This is a genomic window from Candidatus Neomarinimicrobiota bacterium, assembly GCA_022560655.1.
GTDB lineage: Bacteria > Fidelibacterota > Marinisomatia > SCGC-AAA003-L08 > TS1B11 > JADFSS01.
Genome location: JADFSS010000080.1, coordinates 1 through 8,857 on the forward strand (window position 1 = coordinate 1; position 8,857 = coordinate 8,857).

At 60.4% G+C, this 8,857-nt stretch carries 9 protein-coding genes and 2 tRNA genes; 6 read left to right on the plus strand and 5 right to left on the minus strand.

Annotated elements, in window-relative coordinates:
• Positions 1-44: 44 nt before the first annotated feature.
• From IH971_09835 to IH971_09850, 4 genes are all read right to left on the minus strand, one after another.
• Entirely contained in the window at positions 45-704 is a 660-nt protein-coding gene (locus IH971_09835) for a hypothetical protein (GenBank protein ID MCH7498138.1), read from the minus strand.
• The gene (locus tag IH971_09840; protein ID MCH7498139.1) at positions 701-1,243 is read right to left on the minus strand and encodes a hypothetical protein; all 543 of its coding nucleotides are present in this window, start codon (positions 1,241-1,243) and stop codon (positions 701-703) included. Before IH971_09840 ends, IH971_09835 begins: the two co-directional genes overlap by 4 nt.
• Positions 1,244-1,714: 471 nt before the next feature.
• Positions 1,715-1,791: transfer RNA gene (locus tag IH971_09845), tRNA-Pro, on the minus strand.
• Positions 1,792-1,799: 8 nt separating this feature from the next.
• Positions 1,800-1,873, minus strand: a tRNA-His gene (locus IH971_09850).
• Between the two features lie 131 nt (positions 1,874-2,004).
• On the opposite strand from IH971_09850, the gene IH971_09855 reads away from it, so the two are divergent.
• The 3 genes from IH971_09855 to IH971_09865 are packed head-to-tail and all read left to right on the plus strand — an operon-like array spanning position 2,005 to position 5,188.
• Positions 2,005-3,390: an LptF/LptG family permease gene (locus IH971_09855; GenBank protein MCH7498140.1), complete on the plus strand. Its 1,386-nt coding sequence runs from the start codon at positions 2,005-2,007 to the stop codon at positions 3,388-3,390.
• On the plus strand, positions 3,330-3,911 hold the full coding sequence (locus IH971_09860) for a gamma carbonic anhydrase family protein (GenBank protein MCH7498141.1): 582 nt from the start codon (positions 3,330-3,332) through the stop codon (positions 3,909-3,911). Before IH971_09855 ends, IH971_09860 begins: the two co-directional genes overlap by 61 nt.
• The gene (locus IH971_09865; GenBank protein ID MCH7498142.1) at positions 3,908-5,188 is read left to right on the plus strand and encodes a thymidine phosphorylase; all 1,281 of its coding nucleotides are present in this window, start codon (positions 3,908-3,910) and stop codon (positions 5,186-5,188) included. The genes IH971_09860 and IH971_09865 overlap by 4 nt, the downstream gene beginning before the upstream one ends.
• Before the next feature lie 16 nt (positions 5,189-5,204).
• Here IH971_09865 and IH971_09870 read toward each other — a convergent pair whose 3' ends face one another.
• Complete coding sequence (locus IH971_09870; protein ID MCH7498143.1) at positions 5,205-5,828, minus strand: outer membrane beta-barrel protein; 624 nt, start codon at positions 5,826-5,828, stop codon at positions 5,205-5,207.
• A gap of 379 nt (positions 5,829-6,207) precedes the next feature.
• Here IH971_09870 and IH971_09875 point away from each other — a divergent pair, with 379 nt between their 5' ends.
• The 3 genes from IH971_09875 to IH971_09885 form a co-directional block, all read left to right on the plus strand.
• Complete coding sequence (locus IH971_09875) at positions 6,208-6,690, plus strand: Lrp/AsnC family transcriptional regulator (protein ID MCH7498144.1); 483 nt, start codon at positions 6,208-6,210, stop codon at positions 6,688-6,690.
• A 29-nt stretch (positions 6,691-6,719) separates the two neighbouring features.
• Positions 6,720-8,189, plus strand: a complete 1,470-nt coding sequence (gene glnA, locus IH971_09880; GenBank protein ID MCH7498145.1) for a type I glutamate--ammonia ligase — start codon at positions 6,720-6,722, stop codon at positions 8,187-8,189.
• Positions 8,190-8,695: 506 nt separating this feature from the next.
• Positions 8,696-8,857 (plus strand): arsenate reductase ArsC (locus IH971_09885; protein ID MCH7498146.1); only part of this gene is annotated, 162 nt, incomplete at its 3' end.

Sequence of the window (8,857 nt, forward strand, 5' to 3'; positions counted from 1 at the left end):
CGACCAATCTTCCGATAGAAGAAATCGCGAATGGGCCGATGGATTCATTCAGGTTCCGGTTTATCCCAAGGAAGGACAACGCGAGGTATACCCAGATCAAAATAATCGGCCGGGAGTTGGCCCTGAGACTCCACTTCATCTATATTCGATTGAGCCAGACCGACATTCAGTTTCACGTCCGCCATGCGGCGATCAACTTTCTCCATTTGTTCGGGCCACTTTTTCGGGTATTTCTTGTAGAATTCCAGCGCCTTGCTCACACTCTCATTGATTACTTTGTAACCGTGGCCAGCGTTCATCATTTTCTGAACATTTGCCACCAAATCTCGACGATTATACGGGTTGAGATGCTTGGACTCGGCGATGCGACCTAATATCGTGAAGTCCAGCTCCTCCAAGTCAGCGATCCACAGCCCGGTATCGATGACCAGCCGCTCGAATACAGATAAGGCTCTCTGATAGGATCGCAGGGATAATCGGGGAAATGCTAGGGCAAGGGCATGCAAGTATTGGGATTGACTCATCTTGGCCTTTTTCTGATTTCTGGTCATTTGCTTGTAAGAAAAATAAATCGTCTGCCCCAGCCGGATCCTGGCGCTGAGCAGGGAGGATATTGCCTCTTTTATCTCGTAAGTCTCAAGGCTGATAGGATGAAAGAACTTCATCTGATATCTCCATTTCTTGAGGCCAGGCATCTTGCTCATGACCGCGGGATCTTAATTTTTTCTGGCAATATGCCCTTCAGTCGTAAATCAGCAGGTCCGGATCCAGCGTGGCTATCCCGGATGATCTGATCATAGGTCACCCTGAAGGCGACCAGGGAGGCGACCGGCCTCCTTTCTGCCGACAGGATTGATTCGAGGTAGTCAGCGGGCGGCCCCAGCTTTTCACTCAATTGCTCCAGTCGATATTCCTGGTCCTCGATATCCGAAAAAAGATCCGGAAACAGCGGGGTGTCCAGGGGCACACCCCGCGGGTAATCATCAAGGAGCTGGGGTGGAACCGAAACCTCCTCATACTTGTTTGTCGTTTGCCTGAAATGGCCAATGACATTCCGCTCCCAACTGAGATTGTTGTAGGTCAACATGGCTGCATCGACGGGCCAGATGCCCGTCGTGAGCAACAGCAAATAATACTGGTTCCAGTCATGGTCATACCTGAAAATGGCTGCAAGATCTTCAGGCTGTAGGAGCCGATGCAATGTGCCCTCAATTATCCGGGGGAGGTCTGGGGTGTTATCCATTATTGTCTCCTTGATTTGCTCTTCAATTCAAGTCGTTCGAGCCACCGAAGGCTATTGCGAACCCGTCTATCTTTTTCCAGTTTTAGGCTCGAACTCGGGGCATAACCACCTCCAACATCATAGCCGAGTTGTCCGTGTTGACTCTTGTCGCGTCACGTCTCGGTACCCTGTCACCGTGCAGACGCCTTAAAAAGATTCAATATTTCGCGTCGATATATCGGCTCACTTATGTCCAGCTCAACTAAACAAAACATGGCGGCGCCCATTTGCAAGCCTCGGCGTAGCCTCTGGGATGCTTCACGGATTCCAGAGGAGTTGCTTTGACGGTGATTGCGTATACGCTAATCCGTATACGCAAAGGGGAGTTATCTGCGGGAATCTGCGGGAGTCTGCGCTCTAGAGCCGATTTGGCTCCTCGGCACCTAGCTACAAAAATGCCGACGAGAAACTGAATCCTCGTCGACAAAATTGTGGTCGGGGCGAAAGGATTTGAACCTTCGACCCCCTGCTCCCAAAGCAGGTGCGCTACCGGACTGCGCCACGCCCCGTTATTGTGGGTGAGCGATGGGACTTGAACCCACGGCCTCCTGGGCCACAACCAGGTGCTCTAACCAGCTGAGCTACGCCCACCATCGCCGCTGCCGGCGGTGGCCGTAACCCCGCCAATCCAGCATCTGCGCCGCCAACTTACCGCCCCTCCCGACGGCAGTCAAGGCCATTTGGGCTTGGGTTAACCCCAGTCCAGTCAGTAAGTTCCACGGGTGAAGATTTTTCACCGCTATATCCTCACCGAGCACCTGCTGCCGTTTACCTTTGCGCTCCTGGTGCTGCTCTTTGTCCTGCTCACCAACTTCCTCCTACGCGCCCTCGACCGCTTCCTAGGCAAGGGACTCGGCGTGGGCGTCCTGCTGGAGTATGTGGTCCTGAACCTGGCTTGGATCGCCGCCCTGGCGGTCCCCATGGCGGTGCTGGTGGCTACCCTCATGGCCTTCGGGCGGCTCACCCACGACAACGAGATCACCGCCATGCGGGTGGCGGGGCTCAGCTACGCCTCCATCCTCAGGCCGGCCCTCATCTTTGGCGCCATCATCTGTCTGGTCCTCATCGTGTTTAACAATCAGGTCCTGCCCGAGGCCAATCACAGGGCCCGCATCCTCTCCGCCGACATCAACCGCAAACGGCCCGATGTGGCCGTGGAGGTGGGCTATTTCGTGGACGACCTGCCCTCCTACAGCATGCTGGTGCGCGGCAGGGTAGGAACCGAGTTCCGCGACATCCTCATCTACAGCAAGGACAACCGCACTCGCCAGATGACCATTTTCGCCGACCGGGGTACCATGCAGACCATCGATGACGCCATCTTGCTTTACCTGGAGGATGGCGAGATTCACGAACTTTCCCTGCCCAACTATGACGAGTATCGCCGCCTGAAGTTTAAGCGCCACCGCATCGTGGTACCGGTGGACAACCTCTACTTGGAGCGACGCGAGAGCAATCTTCGCGGCGACCGGGAAATGACCATTGCCATGATGCAGGGCAAGATCGCTGCCTACCGCGAGAAAATCGCCAACGTGAAGCGCCGCGTCGCTGCCCGCATCGCCTCCCAGACCCCCTTTGCCCTTACCGCTGAGGTGACCCGCACCGCGGCCCTCAGCGCGGCGGAGCGCTGGCAGGCAGCCATCGCCGACAGCGCCAGCCTCACCCGTGGCGATTCTGCCCGCCTCATGCGCCGGGCCACGAACCTCCGGCGCGGCCTGGGGGGCGATTTCAACCTGGTGGCCAGCTACGTCAGGGGGATCAACCGCTACCGTGTGGAAATTCACAAGAAGTTCTCCCTCCCCTTCGCCTGCATCGTTTTCGTACTGGTGGGGGCGCCCTTGGGCATCATGGCCCGGCGCGGCGGATTTGCGGTGGCCACCGCCCTAAGCCTGGGCTTTTTCGTGGTCTATTGGGGCCTGCTCATCGCCGGGGAGGAGCTCGCCGACCGGGGCCTGGTCTCGCCCATACTCGGTATGTGGTCCCCCAACATTCTACTCGCCTTCGTGGGGATTCTGCTCCTGGGACTCATCCGGTCCGAGAACCGCGTTTGGCGCCTTGGATTTCTGGACCTCTTGCGCCGCAGGGCCACGGCCGGGCTGGAGCCGTGATCCTCCCTTTTGACGGCCACCGGCCGGTCATCCCCGTCAGTGCCTTCGTGGCACCCTCTGCTGACGTTATCGGCCAGGTGGAGTTGGGCGCGGAGGCCAGCATCTGGTTCGGTGCCGTGGCACGGGGCGACATGCACCACATTTCCATTGGACGGCGCACCAACATTCAGGACAACTGCACCATCCACGTCACGACCGACCTCTATCCCACTGAGGTGGGCGATGAGGTGACGGTGGGCCACGGCGCCATTGTCCATGGCTGCGTCATCGCCTCCCGCTGTCTCATCGGCATGGGGGCCGTCATCATGGATGGCGTGGAGGTGGGGGAAGGCGCCCTCATTGCCGGAGGGGCCGTGGTGGTGCCGGGGACGCAGGTGCCGCCGAGATCGCTCTATGCCGGCGTACCGGCCAGGTTTCGCCGCGAGGTTACCGCAGCTGAGTACGCCGATATAGTGGAGCGGGCCGAGCTCTACGTCCAGTACGCCCAACGCTATTTGGCCCCGGCTCAGAACACGCCGTGATCGCCTACGAGCTGATCCACAAGCAGCAACAAGGCATACCGCTCTCCGGCGCTGAAATAGCCTGGCTGGTGGACGGCTTCGCCAACGGCAGCGTGCCCGATGAGCAACTCGCCGCCTGGCTCATGGCGGTCTATTTCAAGGGCATGACCGGCAGCGAGCGCCAGGCCCTGGTGGCCGCGATGGTCGCTTCCGGCCGCCGCCTCGACTTCTCCGCCCTGGACGGCTACGTGGCGGACAAGCACAGCACCGGCGGGGTGGGCGACAAGGTCTCGCTCATCCTCGCCCCGCTGGTGGCCGCCTGTGGCGTCTATGTGCCCATGATCTCCGGCCGGGGGCTCGGCCACACCGGCGGCACCCTGGACAAACTGGAGTCCATCCCCGGCTTCGGAACGAACCTCGAGCTCGACGCCTTCCAGCGCCAGGTGGGCGAGGTGGGGGTCGCCATCATGAGCCAGACCGATGAAATTGTCCCTGCCGACCGGAAAATGTACGCCCTGCGCGACGTCACGGCCACCGTGGAATCCCTGCCGCTGATCTGCGGCAGCATCATGAGCAAGAAAATCGCCGAGGGCATTCAGGGCTTGGTGCTGGACGTAAAATGGGGCAGTGGCGCCTTTATGGCCACCCTGGATGAGGCGCGTGCCCTGGCGGAGGCTCTGCAGCAGACCGGCGCCGACTTCGGCGTTGAAACCGTGGCCCGCATCACCGATATGAACCAGCCCCTGGGCCGGACCGCCGGGCTGTGGTGCGAGGTGCGGGAGGCGCTGGCGGTGCTGGAAGGGGGCGGCCCCCCCGATCTGGTGCGCCTCACAACCGTCCTGGCGGCAGACATCCTGACACTGGCTGGCCGCTCCACTGCAGAAGCAGCCGTGTCGACAGCGTTGAGCTCAGGCCGCGCCCGGGAAAAATTCGACCAACTGGTGGCCGCCCAGGGTGGCGCCGTGGCCGCCCTCAGCGACCCCGCCACCCACCGCCCGGCGCACACCGCACCCCTCTCCGCGTCCCGCAGCGGCATCCTCCATGCGGTGGACACCTACCGCTGCGGCCTGGCCCTCATCACTGCCGGTGCGGGCCGCCAGCGCCAGGGCGACAGTCTCGATCCCAGCGCCGGGTTTGTGCTGGAGCTAAAGATCGGCGACCGGGTGCATGCGGGCGACGAACTGGGCCGCGTATTCGGCGCGGACCGGAGCAAGGTGGAGGCCGCCGCCGCCCGACTGCTGTCCGCGCTCACCATCGGTGACGGGGCGGTGGAGGGGCCGCAGCTGGTGGTTCAGTAGGTTTCACCTGCCCCTGCTATAACTCAATCACTCGGGCCAACATGATTCTCACCTGAACGTTGTGTATATTTCCGTGAATTCTTAGGAATGGCTCACTGGCGGTCAATCGCAAATCGAGCTGAAAACCGGAGATCTGTCTGTTGACCCCCAAGAGATAGCCACCGTCCCAGGCTAGACCGATATTTGCCGGCTGGCCTCTCCAGAAATTCGTGATTGAGCTAGTGAATCCCCCCATGGGTATACCGTTATAGAAGCCGAAGTAGATCGTATCGCCAGCCCGGTTCCCGAATAGGAGCAGCAGTGGGAGGTCAGCATAATACTGACTGATTCGGCTCCTGGGAAAGGCTGCATTTCCCCTTCGCTGCCACCCTTTTTGATTCACCAAAAGTTCAAATCCGAATGACCAGCGTGGCCCTAGATCGTAATGGAAGAAGACCCCTGCCGTGAATCCCGGGGTTGGCAGACGTATTGGGTTACCGCCCACCTCAGCACCCCACACACTGTTTACGCCTATGCCAAATTTGTGACCAAAGCGGTCGGGTTGCCCTTGCTCAGCACTCAGCGTGACCGGGAGCAGTGCCAAGCAGAAGCTGGTCATGATGATGGCCCCGTTCCTGCTGCGCTGTCCGTATTGCCTCATGATTCGTTGCTGGCATCCCTCACTATTCACTGCCTACAATCGCCTTGCGTCCTTCCCCCGCCTCCACCGTCGCAGGAAACAGCGGACCCATGGCGTCGTCGCGTAGAAGTTCGACCTAGTAGGTCCGTTCGCTGGTTTTGTACGGCACCCAGTGCGGGCCGCATCGCGCGGGAACAATATAGTGCGTCGAAATCAACCTGCGCAAGTGCGGAGGGACAGCCCCCTGGACCGCCGCACCCCTGTGTCACCCGCCTGTCGCCCACGAAACTCCAATCGTTAGGCCGTCTGCACGAATCAGTAAATATTTTAGGCTAAATCACAACCTTACTTAAAATATTCTTGCCATGGCCGATATGGGAATGGTACACTTGAGGCGCCCATGCTGGACCATATCGACAAACAGATCATCGAAAACCTTCAAGCCGACGGCCGTCAAACCACCAGCGACCTGGCACAGCAGGTGGGGCTGTCAGTCCCGGCGGTGGCCGAGCGCATCAAAAAGCTGCAGGAGGGGGGTATCATCCAGGGCTTCCACGCCACGGTCGATCCCAAGCGGATCGGCATGGATGTGGGCGCCTACATCATCCTCATCAGCGAGAGCTCGGCCCACTACCGGGAGGTCATCGAGTCCGCACGGGCGCACCCCGACGTACTGTCCTGCATGAGTATCACCGGCGGCGGGTCCCACCTGCTGCTGGTGCGCACGGAGAACACCGCCACGCTGGAGACGCTATTGGGACAGATTCAGGCCTGGCCCGGCGTCAGCCGCACCGAGACCCGCATCATCCTGTCTCACTACAAGCGGAACGGGGTGGTTCGGGTGCCTGCAGCCCACATCAAGGATCATCCCGCTAACCGTTGAAAGGAGCGCACATGGCCTCAGCTGACGTAATGAAACCGGTCAAAGACGGCGGCGTCGCCGCCTCTCAGGATGGGCCCCAGACACCCGCCAGCATCCTGCATCGTGTGGTGGACGAGGGCATTGAAAATATTGACTATCGCTTCATCGATATCCAGGGCACCTGGCACCATTTCACCACCCCCGTGGGCCAGCTCAGCAGGTCGGTTTTTGTCGATGGCGTGGGCTTTGACGGCTCCTCCATCCGCACCTGGAAAGAGATCCACGAGAGCGACATGCTGGTGTTGCCCGATCCCAAGACCGCCCGCATCGACCCCTTCTTCAAGCATAAGACCCTGGTGATGATCTGCGACATCATTGATACCGTGACCCGGGAGGTCTACCATCGCGATCCCCGCACCGTGGCCAAGAAATGCATCGACTACCTACGCTCCACCGGCATCGGCGACCAGGCCTATTTTGGCCCGGAGGCCGAGTTCTTCGTCTTTGATGAGATTCGCTTTTCCAACCCCACCGACGGCTCCGGCGCGGCTTACACCATCAACTCCAGCGAGGCCCACTGGAACAGCGGCAAGGAGTCCGATCTGGGCAACCTGGCCTTCAAGATTCGCGCCAAAGGGGGCTATTTCCCCACACCGCCCGCTGATACGCTGCAGGACTATCGTGCCGATGTGGCCCAAACCCTGGAGGCTATGGGTATCGAAGTGGAGGCCCTGCACCACGAAGTGGCCTCTGCCGGTCAGTGCGAGATCGACATGCGCTTTCAGTCCCTCGTCGACATGGCCGACAACCTGCAGTGGTTCAAGTACGTCGTCAAGAACACCGCCCGCGCCTACGGCAAGACAGCCACCTTTATGCCCAAGCCCGTGTTCAACGACAACGGCTCGGGCATGCACGTCCATATCTCCATCTGGATGGGCGAGACCAATCTGTTTGCCGGCGACGTCTACGGCGGTCTGTCGGACCTGGCCCTGCACTTTGTGGGTGGACTGGTGAAGCACGCCCGGGCGCTGATTGCCATCACCAACCCCACCACCAACAGTTACAAGCGGCTGGTGCCCGGATTCGAGGCGCCGGTGAATATGGCCTATTCGGCGCGCAACCGCTCCGCGGCCATCCGCATCCCCACCTACTCCAGCAACCCCCAGACCAAGCGCATTGAGTTCCGCACACCCGATAATTCGTGCAACGCCTACCTGGGCTTCGCGGCGCTGATCATGGCCGGCCTGGACGGCATCCAAAACAAGATCGATCCCGGCAAGCCCTTCGATCAGGACATTTTCTTCACCTCCGCCCGGGACTTGGAGGGCGTCGTCACCGCCCCTATGAGCCTGGACAGCGCCCTGGACGCGCTGGAGGCCGACAACGCGTGGTTGCTTAAGGGCGATGTCTTCACGGCCGACCTCATCGAGACTTTCATTGATTACAAGCGGCGGGAGGAGGTGGACATGATGCGCCAGCGGCCACACCCCTTCGAATTCGAACTCTACCACGACTGCTGATCGCCCGTTGGCGGGGTGGACCCCTCCCCCCTGCCGGGGCCACCTTCACCGACGGAGAGGGTGGCCCAAACATGGCCCAAACGTGGCCCCTTTGTGCGGGTCAGCGGTAGGGGCGTAAGGCATTACGCCCCTACGGACGACGGGGGCTGGCGGCGCAGAGGAGATTCCTCGCTGCGCCCTTCGAGAGCCTTAGGGCGAGGCTTAGAATGGGCGTGGGGGGCCCTTGGGCCGGCGTCGCCGATGTCAAAGAGCGGGGATGGAAGGTAGGGCCGGAGCGACGCCCCTGGAAGGGCGGGGTTTGACGCAGGGGCCGCCCTCCCGACACGAGGTCGGGACAGGAAGGCGGGGGTTCCGAGTTTCGCGTTTCGGATTGTTGGATGTTGGATATTGGTTACTGGAGGGGCAGCCGAGGGCTGAATACTGAAGGCTGATCACAGAAACGTGAATCATGAAGCGTGAACTTGAAACTTTGAACATTTAACTTTGAATTCGAAACTTGCCTTCCCATGCGCATCCTTGTACTCTGCACCGGCAATTCTTGCCGCTCACAGATGGCCGCGGCCACCCTCCGTCGGCTGCAGCCCGATTGGGAGGTGACCTCCGCCGGCACCTTCCCGCTTGACCAGGTCCATCCCCTGGCGGTGCGGGTCATGGCCGAGGTAGGGCTG